This is a genomic window from Lacrimispora amygdalina (genome assembly GCF_900205965.1).
GTDB classification, from domain to species: Bacteria; Bacillota; Clostridia; order Lachnospirales; family Lachnospiraceae; genus Lacrimispora; species Lacrimispora amygdalina_A.
In genome coordinates, this window is sequence record NZ_OAOF01000083.1 from 1 (window position 1) to 624 (window position 624).

At 40.9% G+C, this 624-nt stretch carries 1 protein-coding gene; it reads right to left on the reverse strand.

The window, feature by feature from the left end; translation table 11 throughout:
- On the reverse strand, nucleotides 1-624 hold a 624-nt coding region (locus CRO04_RS25775), incomplete at both ends, for a hypothetical protein (protein ID WP_166432684.1).

Sequence of the window (624 nt, forward strand, 5' to 3'; positions counted from 1 at the left end):
TTCCCCGTATGTAACATTAATGGTTGGTGCCAGGACCTGAGCCCGATCAGCGGCTGTGATTGATGATTGCACATCAGATACAAGCTGTTCTGCAACATAAGAATCTTTCGGAATTGTGACCTCAACGTCGGAAGTAACATCACGCTGCTGTGTATCAACATCAGAATTAACATCCACCCAGGTATAAGCACCCGTATATTCATTAATGGTATCCCCCAAGGTTCCATAAGAGAGATAAGTTCTTAATTCATCAAGAGAGCCGTAAACAGGAAACGGAATATTGGACATCGTTTCTGCGGTATAATCAGTTCCAGAAATCAACATATAAGAGAAGTTCGGTTTTTCGTAAGGATAATAAGTATAGGTACCGGAATTGTTTGAATAGGTGACCCTGGAAACAGGAGAAACCAGTTTGCCATCGTCATTCATATAGTAAATTTCAAGAGTTCTGGAGCCAGACAAGATGCCTGCCACACGCTTATCCTTTTGAAGTAAGAATATATCAGTATGGCGAATCACAGTGTCGCTTGAATGGTCATAGGAAAAATAGAAATCATCTGCCGACAAAGCAGGGTTAAACTTTGCTAAGTCAACTCCCATATTGTAAGAGTAGGAGTTTTCAAA